This is a genomic window from Pseudomonas sp. G1002 (genome assembly GCF_013385455.1).
Lineage (GTDB): Bacteria > Pseudomonadota > Gammaproteobacteria > Pseudomonadales > Pseudomonadaceae > Aquipseudomonas.
Window position 1 is genome coordinate 1 of record NZ_JACAPY010000030.1, and the last position, 22,205, is coordinate 22,205.

At 61.6% G+C, this 22,205-nt stretch carries 24 protein-coding genes; 11 read left to right on the top strand and 13 right to left on the bottom strand.

The features are described from left to right. Nucleotides 1-121: 121 nt before the first annotated feature. The 4 genes from HX801_RS20410 to HX801_RS20425 form a co-directional block, all read right to left on the bottom strand. A complete protein-coding gene (locus HX801_RS20410) occupies nucleotides 122-523 on the bottom strand; it encodes a biopolymer transporter ExbD (RefSeq protein WP_003218118.1) in 402 nt (133 codons plus the stop codon). A 1-nt stretch (nucleotide 524) separates the two neighbouring features. Beyond that, nucleotides 525-1,250: a MotA/TolQ/ExbB proton channel family protein gene (locus HX801_RS20415; RefSeq protein WP_085984637.1), complete on the bottom strand. Its 726-nt coding sequence runs from the start codon at nucleotides 1,248-1,250 to the stop codon at nucleotides 525-527. Nucleotides 1,251-1,300: 50 nt separating this feature from the next. Beyond that, entirely contained in the window at nucleotides 1,301-2,113 is an 813-nt protein-coding gene (locus HX801_RS20420) for an energy transducer TonB (protein ID WP_003218120.1), read from the bottom strand. 240 nt (nucleotides 2,114-2,353) lie between these two features. Further along, on the bottom strand, nucleotides 2,354-3,205 hold the full coding sequence (locus HX801_RS20425; protein WP_008433713.1) for a LysR family transcriptional regulator: 852 nt from the start codon (nucleotides 3,203-3,205) through the stop codon (nucleotides 2,354-2,356). Nucleotides 3,206-3,310: 105 nt separating this feature from the next. On the opposite strand from HX801_RS20425, the gene HX801_RS20430 reads away from it, so the two are divergent. From HX801_RS20430 to HX801_RS20460, 7 genes are all read left to right on the top strand, one after another. Continuing rightward, nucleotides 3,311-3,772 (top strand): nucleoside deaminase, encoded by a 462-nt coding sequence (locus HX801_RS20430; RefSeq protein ID WP_102606281.1) that lies wholly within the window; start codon nucleotides 3,311-3,313, stop codon nucleotides 3,770-3,772. Then, nucleotides 3,759-4,958 (top strand): CynX/NimT family MFS transporter, encoded by a 1,200-nt coding sequence (locus HX801_RS20435; RefSeq protein WP_177022625.1) that lies wholly within the window; start codon nucleotides 3,759-3,761, stop codon nucleotides 4,956-4,958. Before HX801_RS20430 ends, HX801_RS20435 begins: the two co-directional genes overlap by 14 nt. Nucleotides 4,959-5,032: 74 nt before the next feature. Continuing rightward, entirely contained in the window at nucleotides 5,033-5,965 is a 933-nt protein-coding gene (locus HX801_RS20440) for a LysR family transcriptional regulator (protein ID WP_003218124.1), read from the top strand. 129 nt (nucleotides 5,966-6,094) lie between these two features. Next, the gene (locus HX801_RS20445) at nucleotides 6,095-7,267 is read left to right on the top strand and encodes an L-dopachrome tautomerase-related protein (RefSeq protein WP_177022626.1); all 1,173 of its coding nucleotides are present in this window, start codon (nucleotides 6,095-6,097) and stop codon (nucleotides 7,265-7,267) included. A gap of 12 nt (nucleotides 7,268-7,279) precedes the next feature. Continuing rightward, the gene (locus HX801_RS20450) at nucleotides 7,280-8,161 is read left to right on the top strand and encodes a LysR family transcriptional regulator (protein ID WP_008433706.1); all 882 of its coding nucleotides are present in this window, start codon (nucleotides 7,280-7,282) and stop codon (nucleotides 8,159-8,161) included. 15 nt (nucleotides 8,162-8,176) lie between these two features. Further along, nucleotides 8,177-8,362, top strand: a complete 186-nt coding sequence (locus HX801_RS20455; protein WP_177022624.1) for a hypothetical protein — start codon at nucleotides 8,177-8,179, stop codon at nucleotides 8,360-8,362. A gap of 91 nt (nucleotides 8,363-8,453) precedes the next feature. Continuing rightward, a complete protein-coding gene (locus HX801_RS20460; protein ID WP_177022627.1) occupies nucleotides 8,454-8,765 on the top strand; it encodes a putative quinol monooxygenase in 312 nt (103 codons plus the stop codon). A 38-nt stretch (nucleotides 8,766-8,803) separates the two neighbouring features. Here HX801_RS20460 and HX801_RS20465 read toward each other — a convergent pair whose 3' ends face one another. Continuing rightward, the gene (locus HX801_RS20465; RefSeq protein ID WP_023659329.1) at nucleotides 8,804-9,883 is read right to left on the bottom strand and encodes a fatty acid desaturase; all 1,080 of its coding nucleotides are present in this window, start codon (nucleotides 9,881-9,883) and stop codon (nucleotides 8,804-8,806) included. Nucleotides 9,884-9,984: 101 nt separating this feature from the next. On the opposite strand from HX801_RS20465, the gene HX801_RS20470 reads away from it, so the two are divergent. Continuing rightward, nucleotides 9,985-10,989 (top strand): AraC family transcriptional regulator, encoded by a 1,005-nt coding sequence (locus tag HX801_RS20470; protein WP_003218131.1) that lies wholly within the window; start codon nucleotides 9,985-9,987, stop codon nucleotides 10,987-10,989. A gap of 144 nt (nucleotides 10,990-11,133) precedes the next feature. Here the strand turns inward: HX801_RS20470 and HX801_RS20475 are convergent, their stop codons facing one another. Continuing rightward, a complete protein-coding gene (locus tag HX801_RS20475; protein ID WP_003218132.1) occupies nucleotides 11,134-11,499 on the bottom strand; it encodes a response regulator in 366 nt (121 codons plus the stop codon). Nucleotides 11,500-11,537: 38 nt separating this feature from the next. Beyond that, the gene (locus tag HX801_RS20480; protein ID WP_003218134.1) at nucleotides 11,538-12,224 is read right to left on the bottom strand and encodes a Crp/Fnr family transcriptional regulator; all 687 of its coding nucleotides are present in this window, start codon (nucleotides 12,222-12,224) and stop codon (nucleotides 11,538-11,540) included. 83 nt (nucleotides 12,225-12,307) lie between these two features. On the opposite strand from HX801_RS20480, the gene HX801_RS20485 reads away from it, so the two are divergent. Then, entirely contained in the window at nucleotides 12,308-12,832 is a 525-nt protein-coding gene (locus HX801_RS20485) for a DUF962 domain-containing protein (protein ID WP_003218136.1), read from the top strand. Nucleotides 12,833-12,958: 126 nt separating this feature from the next. On the opposite strand, the gene HX801_RS20490 is transcribed toward HX801_RS20485, so the two are convergent. The 6 genes from HX801_RS20490 to dibA form a co-directional block, all read right to left on the bottom strand. Next, entirely contained in the window at nucleotides 12,959-13,939 is a 981-nt protein-coding gene (locus tag HX801_RS20490; RefSeq protein ID WP_003218138.1) for a sulfate/molybdate ABC transporter ATP-binding protein, read from the bottom strand. 3 nt (nucleotides 13,940-13,942) lie between these two features. Continuing rightward, nucleotides 13,943-14,815, bottom strand: a complete 873-nt coding sequence (gene cysW / locus HX801_RS20495; protein ID WP_003218139.1) for a sulfate ABC transporter permease subunit CysW — start codon at nucleotides 14,813-14,815, stop codon at nucleotides 13,943-13,945. A 13-nt stretch (nucleotides 14,816-14,828) separates the two neighbouring features. Next, on the bottom strand, nucleotides 14,829-15,647 hold the full coding sequence (cysT, locus tag HX801_RS20500; protein WP_003218141.1) for a sulfate ABC transporter permease subunit CysT: 819 nt from the start codon (nucleotides 15,645-15,647) through the stop codon (nucleotides 14,829-14,831). A 163-nt stretch (nucleotides 15,648-15,810) separates the two neighbouring features. After that, a complete protein-coding gene (locus tag HX801_RS20505; protein WP_003218143.1) occupies nucleotides 15,811-16,821 on the bottom strand; it encodes a sulfate ABC transporter substrate-binding protein in 1,011 nt (336 codons plus the stop codon). A gap of 76 nt (nucleotides 16,822-16,897) precedes the next feature. Next, the gene (gene oscA / locus HX801_RS20510) at nucleotides 16,898-17,080 is read right to left on the bottom strand and encodes a sulfur starvation response protein OscA (RefSeq protein ID WP_003170956.1); all 183 of its coding nucleotides are present in this window, start codon (nucleotides 17,078-17,080) and stop codon (nucleotides 16,898-16,900) included. Nucleotides 17,081-17,402: 322 nt separating this feature from the next. Then, nucleotides 17,403-19,313, bottom strand: a complete 1,911-nt coding sequence (gene dibA / locus HX801_RS20515) for a phosphodiesterase DibA (protein WP_177022628.1) — start codon at nucleotides 19,311-19,313, stop codon at nucleotides 17,403-17,405. 166 nt (nucleotides 19,314-19,479) lie between these two features. On the opposite strand from dibA, the gene desA reads away from it, so the two are divergent. Continuing rightward, the gene (gene desA, locus HX801_RS20520) at nucleotides 19,480-20,664 is read left to right on the top strand and encodes a delta-9 fatty acid desaturase DesA (RefSeq protein ID WP_087693634.1); all 1,185 of its coding nucleotides are present in this window, start codon (nucleotides 19,480-19,482) and stop codon (nucleotides 20,662-20,664) included. 461 nt (nucleotides 20,665-21,125) lie between these two features. Next, the gene (locus HX801_RS20525; protein WP_003218149.1) at nucleotides 21,126-22,124 is read left to right on the top strand and encodes a sensor domain-containing diguanylate cyclase; all 999 of its coding nucleotides are present in this window, start codon (nucleotides 21,126-21,128) and stop codon (nucleotides 22,122-22,124) included. The last annotated feature ends 81 nt before the right edge of the window (nucleotides 22,125-22,205 follow it).

The window sequence follows — 22,205 nt, forward strand, 5'->3', positions numbered from 1 at the left end:
CTGTAAGAGCGGAACCATAAGTAGCCGTTACCTAAATAACGGATATGTACTCCCCCCAAAGCAAAAAAAAGGCCGCACCCTGCCAAGGAGACGGCCAAAAAAATTGTCGAGGCATTTGAAACTAACGTGCAGTAATCACCGACAGCTTGGTAATCCCCGCGCGCTCGATCGACGCCATGGCTCGCGCCACTTCGCCATAGTTCACTCCATCATCAGCCTGCAGTTGCACCCGCACATCCGGGTCCTTGGCCTTGGCCGACTGCAAGTTGAACTCCAGCAAATCCGGCTGGATTTCATCCTTGTTGATAAACAGTTTGCCGGCCGCATCAATGCTCACCACCAGCGGGTCCTTCTGCTCCACCGGGGCCACCGCCTCGGTCTTGGGCAAGTTGATCGGAATCGCATTGGTCAACAACGGCGCCGTGACGATAAACACCACCAGCAGCACCAGCATCACGTCCACCAGCGGCGTAACGTTGATCTCGCTCAGCACCTCATCACTGTCTTGCGTGGAGAAGGCCATCTCAGGACGCCTCCTTCACTTTTTGCGCGCCACCCTGGGCACCGGCCTTGCTCAGCGTCGGGTGCAGCAGCACGCGGAACGAGTTCTTCTGCGCCAGGCTGTAGAAGTCGTGGGCGAAGTCGTCCAGGTCAGCAGCCGTGAGCTTCAGGCGACGCAGGAAGTAGTTGTAGACCAGCACCGCCGGCACCGCGACGGCAATACCCACACCCGTGGCAACCAGTGCCGCACCGATCGGCCCGGCCACGGTTTCGAGGCTGGCGGAACCGGCGGCGCTGATGCCTTTCAGGGCTTCCATGATCCCCCACACAGTGCCGAACAGGCCGATAAACGGCGAGGTGCTGCCGATACTCGCAACCACGGCCAGGCCGGTTTCCAGGGAGCGACGCTCACGCACGATCTGTTGGCGCAAAGCGCGTTCAAGACGGTCCTGATGGTTGATCGCCTGGCTCAGGTCAGCAGCGTGTGGCGCTTCACCGACCTGGATCGCGGCGTAACCAGCCTGGGCCACACGAGCGGCGGCGCCGGGTTTGGTTTCAGCGAGTTCAGCGGCCGAGTCCAGGCTGGATGCCGCCCAGAACTGTTTGTGGAACTTGCGATCCTGGGACTTGAGGCGGCCGAACTGGACGCCCTTGAGCAGGGCCAGGCCCCAGGTAGCGACCGAAAAGACCACCAGCAGCCAGATCACCGCGCTTTCGATGGATTCAGTTGGAGATGCTAATGCCATGATGTTTTCCCTCTGTGCAGGTCGCGATGTGTCCAACACACCGCATCCAATAATTAATGAATCTTGAAATCGATCGGTACGCTGACCCAGCCGTCCTGGGCCACATCACCCTGCTTGGCCGGTACAAAACTCCAGCGCTTCACGGCAGCCAGTGCGGCTTCGTCGAGTTGCTGGCGACCACTGCTTTTCTGAATCTGGATCTCACCCGGCTTGCCGGTGGCCAATACATGCACCCGCAACAGCACCGTGCCTTCCCAACCCCGGCGCTGGGCCAGTGACGGGTATTCGGGCGCCGGGTTCTTCAGGTACGCGGCGTTGGCCGAGGCCGGTGTGACCGGCGCGGGCGCAGGCGGTGCCGGCGGTGCTGGAGCCGGTGGCGCGGGTACAGGCGGCGCGGGCGGCTGCTCGGCTACCGGTTTCGGTGCGGGCTTGGGCACAGGCTTTGGCACCGGCTTGGGTTTCGGAATCTTTTTCGGCGCCGGCTTGGCGGCCAATTCATCAACCACCGGCGGCGGTGGCTCGACAACCGGTGGCGGCGGCGGTGGCGGTACAGGCGGCGGCGGCTCCACAACCGGCGGAGCCGGCTGGGAAAATTCGATCGTCATCGGCGGGATTTCCGGCGGCACAATCGGCAGCACCGGGGTTGGCTTCTGGCTGACCCAATAGATCACCGCGCCATGCAAGGCCAGCGCGAGAATCCCCAACAGGATCGCTTCACGCCGACTCAACACACCCTTCGGGGTTTTCTGCGTACGCAACTGCCCCAACGGCGCGCGATGCGGCCGGCCAAGGTCGACCAACTCACCACCCGGTGCGTGGCGCCACTGCGCCTCTTGTGCACTGGCGGCGGTCTGGACATTGCCCATTGATTAACTCCCCTGCGGTCTTAAGCAAAAAAACCGACGGGCCTGCCTTGGCGGCCGTCGAGGGCTGAATCATCGGGGGCAGACGCTTATCTCTTAAAGTAATCTTTAAAGTTATAGATAGATCTAAATTGAATAACCGAAACATCCGGATACGCTGAAGCCACGTCCTGCGCGGCCTGGCGCCGAGGGGGAAAATCTCAATGCTTTTGAGGCATACAAAATATTCACTGAAGGCATGGCTCAGCGTGGATTACCGGCACACAAATCCTGCAATTGGCGTAGCAACGCCTGCCCGGCCGCACCAAGGCCGTTGCGTCCATACAGCGCCAGCCGCACGCCCTGCACCGCAGGCAAACCGCTGTCTGCGCCCAACACCACATGCCCGGGCTGCACCACCCGCACCGGCAACAGGCTGATCCCCAGTCCCGCCGCCACCGCCGAACACACGCTGGCCAAGCTGGCGCTGGAATAACCGATGCGCCAGCGCCAGCCGCCTACCTCCAAGTGATGCAGCATTTCATTGCGGTACAGGCCGCCAGCGGGAAACGCCACCAGCGGCAGCGGATCACGTCCCAGGGACGGCGAACTGCGGCTGTCGACCCAACACAACGGCTCCGGCCAGGACACCAGGCAGTCATCGCTGTCACCCATTTGCTTGACCAGCAGCACGTCGAATTCACCGCCGCGATAATCCCGCAACAACTCCGGCCCCAAGCCGCTGGTGACCTCCAGGCGCACCCGGGGATAAGCCTGCACAAACGCCGACAGCAGCGGCATCAGGCGCTCGGCCGCAAAATCCTCGGGCACCGCCAGGCGCAACACGCCATCGCTCTGCTGATTGATCAGCACGTCGGCCGCCTCTTCGTGCAGCGCCAGGATGCGCCGCGCATACGCCAGCAAGCGCTCGCCCTCCACCGTGGCCACCACGCGGCGCTGATCCCGGTCGAGTACCTGGCTGCCCAGTGCATCTTCCAGGCGGCGGATCTGTTGGCTGACCGTGGACTGGGTCAAGTGCAGCCGCTCGGCCGCGCGGGTGAAATTGCCGCAATCGACGACGGCAACAAAGCTGCGCAACAACACAGGATCGAACATGGGCTCACCATTCCATTTGCCACTGATTGGCATGGTTATATTTAATTTCAGAATACCCCTGTGGCTGCCCATACTTCACGCCTCATTGCGCACGAGGGGTTTTCCATGACTGACGATCAACAGCATCTGCATCACGCCGTGCAACTGGCCAAGGCCAACGTAGCCGCCGGTGGCCGCCCGTTTGGTGCGGTCTTGGTGCGCGACGGCAAGGTGCTGGTGGAAGCGGTAAACGAAATCCACTTGAGCCAGGACCCCACCGCCCACGCCGAGATGCTCGCCATCCGCGCCGCCAGCCAACAACTCGGCCCGCGCCTCGACGGTTGTGTGATCTACGCCAGCGGCCAGCCCTGCCCGATGTGCCTGAGTGCGATGCACCTGTGCGGCATATCCCGCGTGGTGTTCGCTGCCAGCAACGACGTGGCGGCGCCCTTTGGTTTGTCCACAGCAGCGATCTACCAGCAACTGGCGCTGCCGCTGGCGGAGCAAAAATTGCCCGTGCAGCACCTGCCGCAGGCAGCGATGCAAGCCCTCTACCGCGAGTGGCAGGCCCTGCATGACGCTGAATAATTCATTCGCCGGCAGGCTCGCCGGTTGGGGTTTGCTGGTGGTGCTCGGCCTGAACCTGCGACCGATCCTCAGTTCCATCAGCCCGTTGCTGGGGGAAATCCGTCTGGCCACCGGCCTGAGTTTCCAGAGCAGCGCCCTGCTCACCAGCCTGCCGGTGATCTGCATGGGCCTGGTGGCGTTGGTGGGGGTGCGCCTGGAGGCGAGGCTGGGGGAGCGTCGCGGAATCGCCCTGGGCTTGATGATGATTCTGCTGGCGTGCCTCGCGCGCTGGCTGTTTGGCCAGGCGCCGGCGCTGCTGGCCACGGCGCTGTTCGGCGGTGCGGGTGTGGCGCTGATCCAGGCGCTGGTGCCGGCGATGATCAAGCGCCAGTTTCACCAGCGCGTGCCGTTGGCGATGGGGGTTTACTCGGCTTCGCTGATGGGCGGCGGTGGCTTGGCCGCCCTGCTCAGCCCGTTGGTGGCGGGGCATTTCCAGCAGTGGCAGGCGGGGCTTGGGATCTGGCTGCTACCGGCCCTGGGCGCACTATTGTTGTGGGCGTGGCTGCCATTGGGTGCGGCGAAAAACCCGCAGGTGACGGCGCCGTTCCAGGGCCTGCGCAACCGTCGGGCGTGGTTGCTGGCGCTGTATTTCGGCCTGGTGAATTGCGGCTACATGAGCATGGTCGCGTGGCTGCCGGCCTACTATCAGCAGTTGGGTTGGGGCGTACTGCCCAGTGGTTCGCTGCTGGCGTTCATGACGATCTTCCAGGTGATCGCCGCGCTGCTGATGCCGGCCCTGGCGCAACGTGGCATTGATCGTCGACCGTTACTGAGCATCAGCCTGCTGGCCCAGACCGTGGGCTATATCGGCCTGCTGACGGCGCCGCTGGAATTCCCCCACGTGTGGGTGGCGTTGATCGGTTTCGGCCTGGGAGCGTGTTTCGCCCTGAGCCTGTTGCTGACCCTGGATCACCGCCGCGACCCACGGGAGGCCGGCCAACTGGCGGCGTTCGTCCAGGGCGTGGGCTTTTTGATCAACGCCGTATCACCGTGGCTGACCGGCTGGCTGCGGGAATTGACTGGCAGTTTCGTAAGCGCCTGGATGGTGCTGACGCTGACGGTGGTGGCGATGCTGATACTCACCCGGGTGTTCAGCCCGGCCACCTACCGCACAGGCTCTATGGATATGCAATTTGAATCTAGATAAAACAATGAACATTCTTTTGCGGAATAAGCGAGGCGATTAGAATCGCGGTTTCCTTCAGGACGCCGGAAAACTCCATGGACCTTCGCCAACTGCGCTACTTCATTGCTCTGAACGAGTACCGCAGTTTTGTTCGCGCCGCCGACGCCATGGGCATTACCCAGCCGGCGTTCAGCCGCAGCATCCAAAGCCTGGAACAGGAGTTTGGCTGTGTGCTGGTGGACCGCGCCCACAAAGACCTGCGCCCCACTCCCGAGGGCCAGGTGGTGTTGCAACATGCCTTGTCGCTCGTTCAGGGGGCGGCGCGGCTGAGCCACGAAGTCACCCGCATGACCAAGCTCGACGCCGGCGAATTGCGCTTTGGCTGCGATGCCGTGGCGGCGGTGAACCTGGTGCCTGGAGCGATCGCACGGTTTGTCGGCGCTCATCCACGAGTACGCAGCGGTTTGCATGTGGATAACTGGGAAAAACTCGGACGCAGTTTGAGTCGCGAAGAGATCGAGTTCTTCATCGCCGATGTGCGCCACTTCGAGGCCGATCCGAATTTCCAGACCCAGGCCCTGACACCCCGGCGCAATGTATTTTTCTGCCGCGCCGGGCACCCGTTACTGGCCAAGGACAGCCTCTCGACCAACGACTTGTTTGACTACCCGCTGGCCACACCGCTGATCGCTCCCGGGGTACGCAAGCTACTGGCCAACCTGAGCGGGCGTGTCGACTTTTCTCCCGCTATCGAACTGGAGCAGTTTGCGGCGCTGGCAGCCATCGTGCACCAGTCCAACGCGATTGGCCTGGGTGCCGAGGATGCGTTTGCCGAAGACTTTGCCCGTGGCGCACTGACGGTGTTGCACTGGCGCAACGTGCCTCACAGCCTCGACAGTTTGAACAACCGCTGCGGGATCATCAGCCGTACCGGGTTTCGCTTGTCGCCGGCGGCGAAGGCGATGATCGAAACCCTGATCACCGTGGATACCCCCTCTGCTGAAGCAAGCTTGCTCGCCCGCAATTAAAAACCAGGCTTGCGCGCGGCAGTCCATTCTCTTGATTTCAATGAAACTGTTATCGGCAATCAGCGGGTTTTTTCGCCTGCCGGGAACCGACACCATTGGCTCCAGAACAGAAAAACCTGGAGCCCTGCCATGTACTTGAAATACCCAATCAGTTGGACTGCCCTTGCCTTGGCAGCAGCCCTCACCGGCACCGCCGCCCAGGCTTCCATGCCGGCGAACCTGCCCGCCGATCAGAGCGTTGGCACCATCGAGCAGGTGCACGCCTTCCACGATGCCATGCCCACCGGCGTGAGCGTTACCGAGACCGGACGCATCTTTGTCAACTTTCCTCGCTGGGGCGACGAGGTGCCGTTTACCGTCGCAGAACTGCGCGACGGCAAAGTCGTACCCTACCCTGACCAGGCGATAAACCAGGCCAACCCCAAAGACCCGGCCAAAGGGTTTATCAGCGTACAAAGCGTGGTGGCCGACGGGCGCGGACGCCTCTGGATACTGGACACCGCGGCGCCTGGCTTCTCGCCTCCACAGCCAGGTGGTGCCAAGCTCGTCGCAGTTGAGCTCGCCACCAACAAGGTGGTCAAGACCCTCGTATTCCCGAAAAACGTCATGCTGCCCGGCACCTACGTCAACGACATGCGCTTTGATTTTCGCGTGGGTGACCAAGGCGTGATCTATATCACCGACTCTTCACTTACCGGCCCGGGCGCGATCATCGTCATGGACATCGCCAGTGGCACGGCCATACGCCGGCTCAGTGGTGCACCCTCGACCTCGGTCGACCCGAACTTCGTACCCACGGTCGAAGGCCAGGTCCTGAAAGTGCGGGATGCCAAAGGCGGCACCCAGCCTTTTGCCGTGGCTTCGGACGGCATCGCCCTGTCGGCTGATGGGCAGACCTTGTATTTCTGCCCGCTGTCGAGTCGGCACCTGTACGCCATCCCCACGGCACTGCTGCGTGACGAGACAGTCAGCGAAGCACGGCTCGAAATGGCGGTCAAAGACCTCGGGGAAAAAGGCGCCTCGGACGGGCTTGAAGCCGACGCCTCGGGGGCCGTGTATGCCGGCGACTACGAAAACAACAGCGTGCGCAAACGGCTGGCGAACGGGCAATGGCAGACCATCGTCCATGATCCGCGTGTGCTTTGGCCCGACACACTGTCAATCGGTCCTGATGGCTACCTGTACTTCATCGCCAATCAGCTGCACCGCCAAAGCATCTTTCACGCAGGCAAAGACTTGCGCCAGAAACCCTACAGCCTGCTGCGCGTGAAGATCGATGCCGCGCCGGCGCCCACACACTAGCGGCGCCGAAGCATGAATATTGATGCGTTGAACCTGTTCATGCGATCAACAGAGCTGGGCAATATCACCGCAGCCGGCAGGGAGCTGGGACTCGCGCCCTCGGTGGCCAGCCACAAACTGGCGAAGCTTGAAGAGTACCTGGGCATGCGCCTGCTGCATCGCACCACCCGTCAGGTCAGCCTGACCGAAGACGGTGCGCTGTTTCTGCCCCATGCAATCCGGGTGCTGGCAGCCGTGGACGAGGCCTATCTGGTCGCGGTGAAAGGCAAGGACGTGGCCAAGCGGGTGTTAAGAGTATCCGCCCCCGGGTCCTTCGCGCGGATGTGCCTGATGCCGGCCATTACCCGGTTCCTGCACGCCAACCCGAAGCTGAAGATCGACCTGATACTGTCCGATCAAATGCAGGACCTGACCGAGATCGGGATTGATGTGGCAATCCGCATCGCCGCCCTGAAGGACTCATCCCTGGTGGCGCGCAAGCTCGGCTGCGACCGACGCATCCTGTGTGCGGCACCCGCCTACCTCCAGGCGCATGGCGAACCGACTTCACCTGCGGAGCTGGTCAATCATTCCTGCATCCTGCTGGGCGACGAGGACCATTGGCGTTTCGTGGGTGCCCAGTCACACAAAGTCACGGCAATCAGTGGTTCGCTCAGAGTCAATTGCGGCGAAAGCGCACGGCTTGCCGCGGAGGGTGGGCTCGGCATCGTCTCTGTTTCACAGTGGAACGTCAGGCCCTCACTGGAAAGCGGCGCATTGGTGGAAATCATGCCGTCCTGTGTCCTGGAGCAAACCCGGGATATCTGGGCGATCTACCCCAGCGCGCGGTTGATCTCATCCAAGGCTCGGGCTTTCGTCGAGTTCATGATCGCCGAGTTCCAGGGCGATTTTTAGCATAGGGAAAAAATCATGACGGTGACTCACCAAGCTGCAGGCAAAACAAATCTCGCGAGCGGTCCACGCGTCGTTCGACTAGGGGTGACAGACTTGTCGTTCCATCGGGTTACCGCTGCGGTGGTAGCGCTGGTGTTGCAACGCATGGGCCTGACCGGGCAAAGACGGCCGTTCGATTCCGAGGCCTTTTACGAATTCTGAATTCGCGGCGTGCTGGCTACAAGGGCCTGCTCACTGAGGCTAGTTTGGCGATGCAGATGTTCTGCAATCTCCCCAAACCGAGGATTCCAACATGCTCTACCTGGTTTTCAGCGGCACCATCAAAGAAGGCAAACAGGCCGAGTTCTATCGTGATGTAGCGGCCGTTTCACAAAAGCTCACCCACCAGCACGACAAGGCCGTGGTCTATCAATGGCATAAGGATGAAGAGAACCCCAACCGGTTCTTTCTCAACGAACAGTGGGAAAGCGTCGCGGACCTGCACGCGCATTTCGAAACGCTCTACAAAGCCTTCGGCCCGGCGAAACCCACCGAGCGCCTGCCGGCGAAAATCCTCGTGTACCTGGATGAAGCACAGGTGAACTTCTACCAGGCCATTCAGTAAATCGCACCCGGTCACCCCAGGGTGACCGGGACGCTTGCTCAGATCGCTGTCCTTTCCACCGGGTTGAGTTCGCTCAGCCGTCCCTCCTGGCGCGCAAACCGATTGGCCCGGGCAAACGTGCCGAAATCGTTGAAGCGCACGCCCATCTCAGCCATCACCTTGTGCGCCGTTTTCACCGTCATCTGGCGGATGTAGAACGGCTCCTTGACCACAAAGTGATGAATCCCGTGGGTGCTGCCGAAGTTGAAGCAGAACGCTTGCAACGGCCACAGCCACCACGGGTTGAGCACCTGGGTTTGCTGGATCACGTTGCCCGGCTCGATGTCGCCGTAGTAGTGCATGTTGGAGCTGACAAAGTGCAGGCAGAAGGTACGCAGCACGTTGGGGCCGATGATCACCACGGCGGCGATGTCGATGATGTGCATCACCGCCAGCGTGTTGGCCGACCAGTCGATCGGCGCGCCCAGCAGGCTGGCGATGCCATTGGCGGCATGAAAGCCGAGGAACACATACCACGCGCCCCAATGCAGCAGCGCCAGCGGTGCGTAGACCAGCGCCGTGCGCTTGAGAATGCCCAGCTTGTGCTTCCAGGATGGTGCGCGCAGCACCCGGATCAGTGCCGACATGATGTTGTCGCCGACCATCAGCAAACGTGCCAGGCCCCACGGTTCACCGTTGGTGATCGCGCGCTCTTCGATGTCGGTTTCGCTGCCGGAAACCTTGTGGTGATTGAGGTGGATATGGCGTCGTACCCAAGGGTTGATGGTGCTGGGCCGCGCCAGCCACACCAGGCCCATCATCAGGTTGTGGGGCAGGCGCTGCTTGCGAAAGTACATGCTGTGGATCAGGTCGTGTTCCAGTTCGTGGGTCAGTGACGCAAGAAACGCGTTGAGCAGCAGGCACACCCACCACGCCATGTGCCCGGTGATATACAGCGCCGCCGAACCCAGCATGCCCACCAGGGCAAAGGCCAGGATGCCCGCGCCCAACGCATCCTGATGCAGCAGCCAGGGGTGGCGCTGGCGCAATAACAGCCCCTCGGCCAGCACCACTTCACGAATATGCGCTGAACGCTGTTGTGCGTTCATCTGCCGGGGGCTTGCAGAAGTACCGTCCATGCTTCCATCCTCTGTCTTATTGATGCGTACATCCTGCCCTATGCGATCTGGCGGGACGCTAGCCCCACACGCCAACCTGTTGACCGCAAGCGCCAATCAACATGACCGAACCGACCTCTCTCGCCAGCTGGACCCGCGCCCTGCGCAAGCAGCTCGACGCCCTGGGCCTCGACAGCGCCGCGCTGTGTGCCCAGGCCGGGCTCGACCCGCAGTTGATGGAAGATCCGAACGCGCGCTACCCGCTATCGGCCACCACGCGCCTGTGGGAACTGGCGGTACAGGCCAGCGGCGACCCGGCGATTGGCTTGCGGGTGTCGCGGTTTGTCAGCCCCACCACCTTTCACGCGCTGGGTTATGCGCTGGTGGCCAGCGGCAGCCTGCGGGAAGTGTTCGAGCGGATCGTGCGCTATCACCAGGTGGTCAGCGACGCACTGAGCCTGGAGCTTAGCCGGGAGGGCGAACGTTACCGCTTTCGCCTGCAACAGCCCGCCGGTACACCCGCACCCGCGTTTGAGGCGATTGATGCGTTCGCCGCGATTTACGTGCGCACCTGCCGCAATCGCCTGGGCCGGGAGTACGCGCCGCTGGCGGTGTACCTGCGGCGGCCCGAGCCGGCTGATCCCAAGCCGTGGCACACGGTATTTCGCGCGCCGGTGTTTTTTGCCGCCGAGGAAGACCGTCTGGAATTTGCGGCCCGGGACTTTGACAGCCACCTGGACGATGCCAACCCCGAGTTGGCCGAGCACAATGAAACCGTGCTCAAGCGCACCCTGGCGCAACTGCGGCCGCTGACCTGGGAACGCAAGGTGCGTTCGGCCATTGAGGCGCAGTTGCCTGACGGTGAGCCGAGCGCCGAGCGCATCGCCCAGGCGTTGCATTTGAGCTTGCGCAGCTTGCAGCGGCATCTGGCGGATGAGGGCTGCCGGTTTGATGCGCTGCTGAACGAATGCCGGGAGAACCTCGCGCTGCTGCATCTGCGGGATCCCGAGTGTTCGCTGGCGGAGATCAGTCATTTGCTGGGGTTTGCCGATACCAGCAGCTTCAACCGGGCGTTCAAGCGCTGGACAGGGATGACGCCGGGGCAGTTTCGGGATGGGTTGAGGTAGCTGGAGTTGCGGCGGCTGCGAGGGCCTCTTCGCGAGCAAGCCCGCTCCCACATTTGACCGCATTCCAAAGGATGTACTCGGTCAAATGTGGGAGCGGGCTTGCTCGCGAAAGCGGTCGATCAAACACCACAAAAGCCAGATCAGTCAGCGCCCGCGATCCCGCCGCAACACCTTCTTCACCCGCGCCACCAACGCCCGGGCCTCAAACGGCTTGAGCAAATAGTCATCCTCATGCAATTCCAGCCCACGCAGCCGATCTTCAATCCCGTCCGGCGTGGTCAAAAACAACATCGGCGTCTCACCCTTCAACCGGATCGCCTGCTGCAGCTTCCAGGCATTCAGCCCCGGCAGCATCACATCCAGGATCACCAGGTCGTATTCGGTGCTTTCCACAAAGCGCAGGGCCGCCATGCCATTGGCCGCCACCTCCACCGTGTAGCTGGCCTCTTCAAGACTGCGGCCCATCGCCTCGGCCGCCTCTGACTCGTGTTCCACTAGCAGGACGCGCATAACACACCTCGAATAATCGTGAACGCAGGCTACCACCCTCAGGCATGCGCCGCCTCGCGCAAACGTTGCGGGTCGAGGATTTCGATCTCGCCATAGCCCAGGCGCACGATGCCCTGGCCTTGCAGGTCCTTGAGCAACGCATTGGTGGTCTGGCGCGACAGGCTCAGCATCGCGGCCAAGTCTTCCTGGGGCAGTTGCAGCACCTGCCGGGCCTGCTCGATGTCGCCATAGCCCTCGGCGATCATCAGCAGGCGGTGCGCCACCCGCACCGACGCCGGCATCAGGCTCAATTGCTCGATATTGATAAAGGTCAGGCGCAGTTTCTGGCTCATCAACAGGGCCATGTCGCGCCAGTAACGCGGAGTCTGTTCAAGAATGTGCAGCAACGCCGGCTGCGGTACCTGCAGCAACGTACACGGCCCGACGGCGCAGGCATCGTGGGTGCGGGGCAACCCGTCGAACAATGAGATTTCGCCGAACCAGTATGGCAACTCCGCCAGGCTCAACACTGCCTCCTTGCCCTGCTCGTTCACCGCGCTGATACGCAGGGAGCCCTCCAGCACCGCATACAACCCACACGGCGGATCGCCGCGCTTGAACAGGTATTGCCCCGCCGTCAGCTGCCGCAACCGGGCGCTGGCCAGCAAGCTATTCTGTAGATCAGCAGGCAGATGGCTGTACCAGTGACCGGTGGCCAGCCGTGGGTGCCATTTCTCTACATCCATGCGAACTCCGAAGATTGTCGGCCAGTTGACAGTGTGTCGTGGGCCTACAGGGCATGATCAAACATCCTACAGGAGGAACAACAATGAAAAGCCTCGTCGACCATCTCAGTCAATACGCCGCCTACCACCGCGACCCGCGCAATATCGCCAGCCACTTTATCGGCATCCCGCTGATCGTCGTGGCCGTGGCCGTGCTGCTGTCACGCCCCGAATGGACGGTGGCCGGGCTGTGGCTGTCGCCCGCGGTGGTAGTGGCGCTGCTTTCGGCATGGTTCTACCTGCGCCTGGAACTGGCGCTCGGCGTGCTGATGACGGTGCTGATGGGCCTGTCGGTGTGGGCCGGGCATGTGCTGGCGGCGCAAAGCACGCTGGTGTGGCTGAGCAGTGGCATCGGCATGTTCGTGGTGGGCTGGGTGATCCAGTTTGTGGGGCATTACTACGAGGGGCGCAAGCCGGCGTTTGTCGATGACGTGTCCGGGTTGATCGTGGGGCCGTTGTTCGTGGTGGCGGAGTTGGCGTTCCTGGTGGGGCTGCGGCATGACCTGAAGCGGCAGATTGAAGAGCGCTCGGGGCCCGTGGCCGTGCGGCACAAGAACGCCACGGCCTGAGCAACACTGGAGATCCAAATGTGGGAGCGGGCTTGCTCGCGAAAGCGGAGTGTCAGTCACCGGATGTACCGACTGAACCACCGCATTCGCGAGCAAGCCCGCTCCCACATGGGTTTTGCGGCGCTTTTAGGCTTTTTGCCAGACCTTGGGCTTGAAGAACAACGTCTCGCCCCGCGCCAAACCCGTCAGGCTGTCGTGGTCTTTTACCACTTCGGCTTCGATCAGTTCGCTCTGGCCTTCGACCTTCAGGGTCACCCGGGTGGTCGCGCCAAGCGGGCGAATATCACGCACTTCAGCCGCGTGGTGGTCTTCCAGTTCATGGCGCGACAGCGACACTTCATGCGGGCGGAACAGCACGTGCTTGTCTTCACCCAAATGCAGGCGGTTGGAGTCCCCGAGGAAGTGATAAACAAAATCACTGGCCGGGTTTTCGTAGACTTCGCCCGGTGAGCCAATCTGCTCGATCACGCCCTTGTTCATCACCACGATGCGGTCCGCCACTTCCATGGCTTCTTCCTGGTCGTGGGTCACGAAGACCGAGGTCAGGTTGATGTCTTCGTGCAGGCGCGCCAGCCAGCGGCGCAGTTCTTTACGAACCTTGGCATCCAGGGCGCCGAAGGGTTCATCCAGCAGCAGCACTTTCGGCTCTACCGCCAGGGCGCGCGCCAGGGCGATACGCTGGCGCTGGCCGCCGGAGAGTTGTTCCGGGTAGCGATCCGACAGCCAATCGAGCTGCACCATGTTCAGCAGCTCGTGGACTTTCACTGCGATCTGGCTTTCGGTGGGGCGCTGGTTTTTCGGTTTCATGCGCAGGCCGAACGCGACGTTGTCGAACACGGTCATGTGGCGGAACAGCGCGTAGTGCTGGAACACAAAGCCGACGTTGCGATCACGCACGTCGTGGCCGGAGACGTCTTCACCATGGAACACGATGTTGCCGGCATCCGGGGTTTCGAGACCGGCGATGATCCGCAGCAGGGTGGTCTTGCCGCAGCCGGACGGGCCCAGCAACGCCACCAGCTCGCCACTCTGGATGTCCAGATTGATGCTGTTCAGGGCCTTGAAGGCGTTGAAATTCTTGCTGACATTACGGACTTCGATCGACATGACTTATTCCTCACCAGCACTTTTGCGCAGGCGGTTGATACGGTTCTCGCTCCACTGCTTGAGCAGCAGGATGAAGAGCGCCAGGATCAGCAACAGGCTCGCGACGGCAAACGCGGCGACGTGGTTGTATTCGTTGTAGAGGATCTCGACGTGCAGCGGCAAGGTGTTGGTCACGCCGCGAATGTGGCCGGACACCACCGACACCGCACCGAACTCACCCATGGCCCGCGCGGTACACAGCACCACGCCGTAGATCAGGCCCCACTTGATGTTCGGCACGGTGACATGCCAGAACATCTGCCAACCATTGGCGCCCAGCAGGCGCGCGGCCTCTTCTTCCTGGGTGCCCTGCTCCTGCATCAGCGGGATCAGCTCACGCGCCACGAACGGCACGGTGACGAAGATGGTCGCCAGCACGATGCCCGGCAAGGCGAACACGATCTGGATGTCATGGTCCTGCAGCCACGGGCCAAAGAAGCCCTGGGCGCCGAACATCAATACGTAGACCAGGCCGGCGATCACCGGCGATACCGAGAACGGCAGGTCGATCAGGGTCACCAGGATACTTTTGCCACGGAACGAGTACTTGCTCACGCACCAGGCGGCGCTGACGCCGAACACCACGTTGAGCGGTACCGAAATCACCACGGCGATCACCGTGAGTTTCAATGCCGACAGCGCGTCCGGCTCAAGGATCGCGGTGAAGAACGCACCCAGGCCATTCTTCAGGCCCTGGGACACCACGATAAACAGCGGCAGCAACAAAAACAGGAAGAACACCAGCCAGCCAAGGCTGATCAGGATGCGTCGGGACACCGCACTGCCACGACGGGCAGCGTTGGCCGAGGACGCGGCGGAAATAGACGATTGGGACATGTTCCGCGCCTCCTTATGGGTGTTCGATGCGCCGCTGCAGCAAGTTGATCAGCAGCAGCAGGACAAAGGAAACCACCAGCATCAGCACACCGATGGACGTGGCGCCGTGGTAGTCGTATTGGTCGAGCTTGACCATGATCAGCAACGGCAGGATCTCGGTTTTCATCGGCATGTTGCCGGCGATGAAGATCACCGAACCGTACTCACCGACACCTCGTGCAAACGCCAAGGCGAAGCCGGTCAACCAGGCAGGCAGCAGCGCCGGTACCAGGATGTAGCGGAACACTTGCAGGGGCTTGGCGCCGAGACAGGCGGCGGCTTCTTCGATTTCCCGGGGGATATCGGCCAACACCGGCTGCACGGTACGCACCACGAATGGCAGCGTGACGAAGGTCAGCGCGAGAGTGATGCCCAGGGGGGTGTAGGCGATCTTGAAGCCCAGGTCGGCGGCGAACTGGCCTACCAGGCCAGTGGGCGTGTACAGCGCGGTGAGTGCAATACCGGCGACGGCGGTGGGCAGGGCGAACGGCAAGTCGATCATCGCATCGATGATCTTGCGCCCGGGGAAGGTGTAGCGCACCAGTACCCATGCCAGCAGGGTACCGATCACGCCGTTGATGATCGCGGCATACAACGCAGTGCCGAAGCTCAGTTTCAACGCCGCCAGCACACGCGGTGCGGAGATGATGTTCCAGAACTGATCCCAGGTGAGTTGAGCGGCATGTACAAACATCGCCGCAAGGGGGATGAGTACGATCAGGCTGAGGTACACCACGGTGTAGCCCAGCGTCAGCCCGAAGCCGGGTATGACGGGGGAGATACGACGCGACATAAGAGTCCTTGGTTAGCGGGTAGATACCACTGTAGGAGCGAGCTTCTGTGGGAGCTGGCTTGCCTGCGATGCCGGCACCTCGGTGTATCAGTTACACCGAGGTGATGCTATCGCGGGCAAGCCCGGCTCCCACAGAAAGCTGGCTCCTACAGTTTGATTTTGCTTACTGCGCCGAGTAGATCTGGTCGAACACGCCACCGTCATTGAAGAATTTCGGTTGGGCAGTTTTCCAGCCGCCGAAGTCTTTGTCGATAGTCACCAGGTCCAGTTTCGGGAACTGCTGGGCGTATTTGGCGGCGACTTTCTCATCGCGTGGGCGGTAGAAGTTCTTCGCCGCAATCTCCTGGCCAGCCGGGCTGTACAGATGCTTGAGGTACTCGGTGGCGATCTCGGTATTGCCCTTTTTCTCAGCGTTCTTGTCGACCACGGCCACTGGCGGCTCGGCGAGGATCGACAGCGAAGGTACAACGATGTCGAACTTGTCGGCGCCGCCGTCTTCCTTCAGGGCCAGGAAGGCTTCGTTTTCCCAGGCCAGCAACACGTCACCCTGACCGTTGTTGACGAAGGTGATGGTCGAACCGCGCGCGCCGGTGTCGAGGATCGGCACGTGCTTGAACAGCTCTTTCACGTATTCCTGGGCCTTGGCTTCGCTGCCACCGGCTTTCAGGCCGTAGGCCCAGGCGGCTAGGAAGTTCCAGCGGGCGCCGCCGGAGGTTTTCGGGTTCGGGGTGATCACCGACACGTCTTTCTTGATCAGGTCGCCCCAATCCTTGATGCCTTTAGGGTTGCCCTTGCGTACCAGGAACACGATGGTCGAGGTGTACGGGGTGCTGGCGTCCGGCAGGCGGGTTTGCCAGTTTTCCGGCAGGGTCTTGCCCAGTTTTGCGATTTCGTCGATGTCGCCGGCCAGGGCCAGGGTCACGACGTCGGCGCGCAGGCCGTCGATTACCGCGCGGCCCTGCTTGCCCGAACCACCGTGGGATTGCTGGATCTTGACGTTGTCACCCGGGTGCGACTGCTTCCAGAAGCTGGTGAATTCAGCGTTGTAGTCCTGGTAGAGCTCGCGGGTGGGGTCGTAAGACACGTTGAGCAGTTCGTAATCCTTGGCAACAGCGGAACCGGCAAACACGGCACTGGCCAGTGCTGCCAGGGCATAACGGCGAATCGACGACATAGAAGGCTCCTGAAATTCTTGGGTGTTGGCTTTTTTCTTATAGTTGCGGGTCTTGCAATCGAATCGCCGGTGTTGCTCAGCTCGGTTTGTTGCCCGGGTTCTGCAAACGGAATTTCTCTTTGCGTTCGATTTGTACTACCTGGGCGTTGTGCACAGTGATTTCCACCGCGCCAAACCGCAGATCGCGCAGGGCGCTCTGGATCTCGCGCAAAATGGCTGCTTCGTCCTGGCCGTCAACGCTACGTAGAGATGCGCTCATGGTCGTGCTCCTGAAATGAGAAGTGCCTCGCAGTGGCGGCACTGCTTGCGGCGTGAGGGCGATAGTAGATAAGCGCGGATATTCTTAAAAATACTATTTAAGAATGTTTATATAACCAGAAAGAATTTTCTGATGGGACGTGGGGTTGCGAGGGGTTTGGCGAGACGACCCGTGAAATAAAGCCGTGTGGAGATCCAAATGTGGGAGCGGGCTTGCTCGCGAAGGCGGTGGGTCAGTGACAGATTTGCTGACTGACCCACCGCCTTCGCGAGCAAGCCCGCTCCCACATTTTGGCCCTGTTTGAAATCAGGACAGGCGGTGGTTAACGAATTGTCGGCGCCCTCGCCCAATCCAGCTCATTGGCCGGCATCGGCCGACCAAACCAGTACCCCTGGCCCAGGTCACAGCGCTGTTCCAATAGAAACCGCGCCTGCTCAACCTGCTCGATACCTTCGGCATGCACCTGCATGCCCATGCTCTGCGCCAACGCGATCACTACCCGCACGATCGCCGCATCGTCCTCATCCCACGGCAACCCGGCGACAAAACCCTGGTCGATCTTGAGCTTCTGCACCGGCAAGCGCTTGAGCCGCAGCAGCGATGAATAACCGGTGCCAAAGTCGTCGATGGCCAGGCGCAAGCCGAGCTCACGCAGGCGATGCATTTGCTCAAGGGCGACTTCCGGGTCTTCCATCACCGCGCTTTCGGTGACTTCCAGCTCTAAAAGCGCCGGATCCAGCCCCGTGTCGTGCAGCACCTTGGCTACTTGCTCATACAGCTCACGCCGGGCAAACAGGCGGCTGGACACATTCACCGCGAGAAACGTCAGCGGTGCGCCGTCTGCCAGCCATTGGCACATCTGGCGGCAGGCCTGGTCCATGACCCAGGCGTCGATGTCGGCAATCAGTCCGGTGCGCTCGGCAATCGGGATGAATTCCCCCGGCGGCACCAGCCCGCGCTCCGGGTGCTGCCAGCGCACCAGGGCTTCGACGCCGATCATTCGGCTGTCTTGCAGGTCGTGCACTGGCTGGTAGTAAACCCGCAGCTCCTGCTGATCCAGCGCGCGGCGCAGTTCACCGGCCATTTCCACGCGGTGCTGGGCGTGGGCGGTAAGCTCTTCGGTGTACAAGGCATAGCCTTCGCGGCCGGCGCTCTTGGCCTTGAACAACGCGGAGTCGGCGTTGCGCAGCAGTTGCTCGGCGCTCAGCGCGTCGCTGGGGAACAGGCTGATCCCGATGCTCACGCTGATAAACAGTTGATGGCCGTCGAAGATGACCGGTTCTTTCATCGCGTCGAGAATACGTTGCGCCAGGGCGGCGGCCTGGCCCACCTGTGGACAACTTTCCGCCAGCACCGCGAACTCGTCACCGCCCAGGCGCGCCAGGGTCACGCCGGGGCCGAACAGGCCTTGCAGGCGCTCGCCGACGGCCTTGAGCAACTGGTCGCCTACGTTATGGCCGAGGCTGTCGTTGATGATCTTGAAATGGTCGAGGTCGAGCAGCAGCAAGGCGCAGCCACGTTTATGGATCTGCGCGGAGGCCAGGGCCTGTTCGGCACGATCGGTGAACAGCAGGCGGTTGGGCAGGTCGGTCAGCGGGTCGTGATGGGCCAGGTGCGCCAACTCGCTCTCGGAGTGCTTGATGGCGCTGATATCGGAGAACACCGCGACGTAGTGGCTGATATGGCCCTGCTCATCACGGATCACCCGGATGGTCTGCCACTGTGGGTAGATTTCGCCGCTTTTACGGCGGTTCCAGATTTCACCGCTCCATTCACCGTCACGTTCCAGCGTCTCGAACATCGCCTGGTAGAAACTGGCCGAGTGGCGCCCGGACTTGAACAGGCTCGGCTGGCGCCCCAGCACGTCTTCGCACTGGTAGCCGGTGATTTCGATAAAGGCCCGGTTGACGTGAACAATCAGCCCCTGGGCATCGGTGACCAGCACCCCTTCGCGGGTGCAATCGAACACGGCGGCGGCCTGGCGCAGGCGCTCGCGGTTTTCCTTCAGTGGCTGCTGGATCAGGTTCGCCCGGGCAAAGTGCGCGCAGAGCAGGTAGATCGCCAGGGCACTGAGGCTGACCCACAGGTAACCGCGTATCTGAAGCCAGCGGCCCAGCTCCACGGGTTCATCGATAAAGTTGATCAATACCTGATGGCTGAGCTGAATCCACACAATCGAAACCAGCAGGTACATCAGCCCGGCACGCAGGGCACCTCGGTATGAAAACAGCATATGTTCAGTAATCCTTACTAAAAAACCAGATTCGCCCTACAAAGGTTACGGATTATAGAATAAGAAACATCCAGTCACTCCTATCTGAAAGGGCGGCTGGTTTTATCTGTAGGCTTAGTGATAATGCGCAAGCTGGTTTTTTCTTTATCTGAGGGCCATACAGCCTATGTGGTACAACGGTTTTCTTGACTTGTCGGCCTGGCAACTGGTGGCAGTCACTCTGTTGATGACCCACGTGACCATTGTCGGGGTCACGGTCTATCTGCACCGCTATTCAGCCCACCGCTCCCTGGAGCTCAATGCTGGCCTGAAACACTTCTTCCGCTTCTGGCTGTGGCTCACCACGGCGCAGAACACCCGCGAGTGGACCGCTATCCACCGCAAACACCACGCCAAGTGCGAAACCGTCGACGATCCCCACAGCCCGGTGATCAAGGGCCTGTCCACCGTGCTGCGCAAAGGCGCCGAGCTGTATCGCGCCGAAGCCGAGAACCCCGAGACCCTGCGCATCTACGGCAAGAACTGCCCGGAAGACTGGATCGAGCGCAAGCTCTACACCCCGTACCCGCTGCTGGGCGTGGCGATCATGGGCGTGATCGACCTGCTGCTGTTCGGCACCATCGGCATCACCATCTGGGCCATCCAGATGATGTGGATCCCGTTCTGGGCTGCCGGCGTAATCAACGGCCTGGGTCATGCCATCGGCTACCGCAACTTCGAATGCCGCGACGCGGCGACCAACCTGATTCCCTGGGGCATCATCGTGGGTGGCGAAGAGCTGCATAACAACCACCACACCTACCCCAACTCCGCCAAGCTGTCGGTGAAGAAGTGGGAGTTCGACCTGGGCTGGGCCTGGATCAAAGTGTTCAGCTTCCTGCGCCTGGCCAAGGTGCAACGGGTCGCGCCGATCGCCCACCGGGTCGAAGGCAAGGGCAGCCTGGACATGGATACCGCGATGGCGATCCTCAACAACCGCTTCCAGATCATGGCCCAGTACCGCAAGTTGGTGATTGGCCCGCTGGTCAAGCAGGAACTGGAAAAGGTCGATCACTCGGTGCGCCACCAATTCCATCGCGCCAAGCGCCTGTTGTCGCGGGAGACCAGCCTGCTGGATGACCGCCACCACGTGCGCATCCAGAGCATGCTGGAACACAGCCAGGCCCTGAAAGTGATCTACGAGAAGCGCCTGGCGCTGCAACAGATCTGGCTGAAAACCAGCACCAACGGCCACGACATGCTGGCGGCGATCAAGGAATGGGTGCACGAGGCCGAGGCGAGCGGGATTCAATCCCTGCGGGACTTTGCCCATCAGCTGAAGACCTATTCGCTGCGGCCTGCCGCGGCCTGATACGGCTGTAGCGAGCCGATTTTTTGTGGCAAGGGAGCTTGCTGTGGGGAGTGGGCTCGCTGCGGCAAGGAAGCTCGCTGTAGCAAGGGAGCTTCTGTGGCGAGGGAGCTTGCTCCCGCTGGAGTGCGCAGCGCTCCCAAGATTTTGGGGCCGCTACGCAGCCCAGCGGGAGCAAGCTCCCTCGCCACAACAAGCTCCCTCCCCATAGCAGCTCCTTCCCCCCAGCAGCTCCTTCCCCACAGCAGCCCCCTCCCCACCGCAACTCCTTCCCCACAGCAAGCCCCTCCCCCCAACAAACTCGCTCCTACATGTTTCTGGCGCCATTTCTTGGTCGCCTCTAATCGGCGCTGATAACGGAACTTCGCAGCAAATTCCCCCTCTCAAACAACACTTCGCCATCCCGGCGGCCCTTGTTGTGACCGCTGCCCAACCCCGCGGCCTGCCCAGAGAGAGTTGTGCCGATGGTCCACGAAAAGACCTTCACCGACACCCCCGTCCTCGAACACCCACGACCGGCAGCCGCCGCTACGTTGCTGGCCCTGATGCATGCCCAGGGCGAAGTGGAACGGCTGAGTGAACGCGAGCAACTGCTGAGTTCGCTGTTGGTCAGTGTGAATGCCGTGCTCTGGGCAATCGAGTGGGACACTCGCCGCGTGCTGTACGTCAGCCCGGCCTATGAGCGGGTTTTCGGACGTACGGCGGGCATGTTGTTGACCGACTATCGGGAATGGCGCAACAGCATCCACCCCGAAGACCTCGACTACGCCGAGCACAGCCTGGCCCAGGTGCTGCACAGCGGCGCCGTGGAAGACCGCGAGTACCGCATCATCACCGCCGACGGGCAGATCCGCTGGCTCAGCGACAAGTGTTACATCAACCAGCAGGCCGAGCCCGGCCAGCCGGTGATCGTGGTAGGCATAGCCGAAGACATCACCGAAAAGAAGCAGCTGGAGCTCGAGCTGCACCGTCTGGCCACCACCGATGTACTGACCCGCAGCAGCAACCGCCGGCATTTCTTCGAGTGCGCCCACCACGAGTTTGAACGCGCCTGCCTGCAAGGCACGCCCCTGGCGTTCCTGTTGCTGGACATCGATGACTTCAAGGTGGTGAACGACACCTACGGCCACCTGGAAGGCGATCAGGTGTTGCAGCGTATCGCCGAGAGCGGTCGGGGAGTTCTGCGCCGTGGCGACCTGTTCGGGCGCATTGGCGGCGAAGAATTCGCCGCCATACTGCCCGGTTGTGCCCCGGAGATGGCAATGCAGGTGGCCGAACGCCTGGGGCACGAGATTGCGCAGCTGAGCTTCAGCCACGACGGTGAGAGCTTTGCGGTCACCGTCAGCCAGGGCCTGGCCAGCCTGACCGCCGAGGACGCCAACGTGGACAGCCTGTTTGCCCGCGCTGACGCGGCCATGTACGAGGCCAAGCGCCAGGGCAAAAACCGCGTGCTCCCCGGCTGACGCTACACGATTACCTGTGGGAGCCGGGCTTGCCCGCGATGCAGGCACCTCGGTATGTCGGTTGTACCGGGATGATGCTAT

Coding starts and splice junctions, on each gene's coding strand:
- HX801_RS20410 (WP_003218118.1), bottom strand. CDS start 523: ATGGCCTTCTCCACGCAAGACAGTGATGAGGTGCTGAGCGAGATCAAC.
- HX801_RS20420 (WP_003218120.1), bottom strand. CDS start 2,113: ATGGGCAATGTCCAGACCGCCGCCAGTGCACAAGAGGCGCAGTGGCGC.
- HX801_RS20425 (WP_008433713.1), bottom strand. CDS start 3,205: ATGTTCGATCCTGTGTTGTTGCGCAGCTTTGTTGCCGTCGTCGATTGC.
- HX801_RS20430 (WP_102606281.1), top strand. CDS start 3,311: ATGACTGACGATCAACAGCATCTGCATCACGCCGTGCAACTGGCCAAG.
- HX801_RS20435 (WP_177022625.1), top strand. CDS start 3,759: ATGACGCTGAATAATTCATTCGCCGGCAGGCTCGCCGGTTGGGGTTTG.
- HX801_RS20440 (WP_003218124.1), top strand. CDS start 5,033: ATGGACCTTCGCCAACTGCGCTACTTCATTGCTCTGAACGAGTACCGC.
- HX801_RS20445 (WP_177022626.1), top strand. CDS start 6,095: ATGTACTTGAAATACCCAATCAGTTGGACTGCCCTTGCCTTGGCAGCA.
- HX801_RS20450 (WP_008433706.1), top strand. CDS start 7,280: ATGAATATTGATGCGTTGAACCTGTTCATGCGATCAACAGAGCTGGGC.
- HX801_RS20455 (WP_177022624.1), top strand. CDS start 8,177: ATGACGGTGACTCACCAAGCTGCAGGCAAAACAAATCTCGCGAGCGGT.
- HX801_RS20460 (WP_177022627.1), top strand. CDS start 8,454: ATGCTCTACCTGGTTTTCAGCGGCACCATCAAAGAAGGCAAACAGGCC.
- HX801_RS20465 (WP_023659329.1), bottom strand. CDS start 9,883: ATGGACGGTACTTCTGCAAGCCCCCGGCAGATGAACGCACAACAGCGT.
- HX801_RS20470 (WP_003218131.1), top strand. CDS start 9,985: ATGACCGAACCGACCTCTCTCGCCAGCTGGACCCGCGCCCTGCGCAAG.
- HX801_RS20475 (WP_003218132.1), bottom strand. CDS start 11,499: ATGCGCGTCCTGCTAGTGGAACACGAGTCAGAGGCGGCCGAGGCGATG.
- HX801_RS20480 (WP_003218134.1), bottom strand. CDS start 12,224: ATGGATGTAGAGAAATGGCACCCACGGCTGGCCACCGGTCACTGGTAC.
- HX801_RS20485 (WP_003218136.1), top strand. CDS start 12,308: ATGAAAAGCCTCGTCGACCATCTCAGTCAATACGCCGCCTACCACCGC.
- HX801_RS20490 (WP_003218138.1), bottom strand. CDS start 13,939: ATGTCGATCGAAGTCCGTAATGTCAGCAAGAATTTCAACGCCTTCAAG.
- cysW (WP_003218139.1), bottom strand. CDS start 14,815: ATGTCCCAATCGTCTATTTCCGCCGCGTCCTCGGCCAACGCTGCCCGT.
- cysT (WP_003218141.1), bottom strand. CDS start 15,647: ATGTCGCGTCGTATCTCCCCCGTCATACCCGGCTTCGGGCTGACGCTG.
- HX801_RS20505 (WP_003218143.1), bottom strand. CDS start 16,821: ATGTCGTCGATTCGCCGTTATGCCCTGGCAGCACTGGCCAGTGCCGTG.
- oscA (WP_003170956.1), bottom strand. CDS start 17,080: ATGAGCGCATCTCTACGTAGCGTTGACGGCCAGGACGAAGCAGCCATT.
- dibA (WP_177022628.1), bottom strand. CDS start 19,313: ATGCTGTTTTCATACCGAGGTGCCCTGCGTGCCGGGCTGATGTACCTG.
- desA (WP_087693634.1), top strand. CDS start 19,480: ATGTGGTACAACGGTTTTCTTGACTTGTCGGCCTGGCAACTGGTGGCA.
- HX801_RS20525 (WP_003218149.1), top strand. CDS start 21,126: ATGGTCCACGAAAAGACCTTCACCGACACCCCCGTCCTCGAACACCCA.